This window comes from Leptotrichia sp. oral taxon 879 str. F0557 (assembly GCF_000469385.1).
In the GTDB taxonomy this organism is placed as follows: domain Bacteria; phylum Fusobacteriota; class Fusobacteriia; order Fusobacteriales; family Leptotrichiaceae; genus Leptotrichia; species Leptotrichia mesophila.
The window spans coordinates 27,732-28,052 of sequence record NZ_KI271335.1; positions in this window are offsets into that span (position 1 = coordinate 27,732).

A 321-nucleotide genomic window follows, 5' to 3' on the forward strand; every position below is an offset into this window, starting at 1 on the left:
GATAAATGATGTTGAAAGAATAAAAAAACTTAAGAAAGAAGACTATCAGAAAATTTTTGGTATTAAAAATAACACTTTTGAACGAGGCATCCACTTAAGAGGCGGACATCTGTCAAAACTATCTGTTCTTGACGGGTTTATAATTATGATTTTGTATTAAGAACTATCGAAAATATTGCCTTTGAATATGGCGTTACAAAAAGTACCATCTGTAAGTGTGTTAAATAAACTGAGAACATACTGATAAAAAGCGGGGAGTTTTCTTTGTCTAAAAAGAGGGAGCTTGCCAGGGACACTGAGATAGAGGTTGTACTGGTTGAC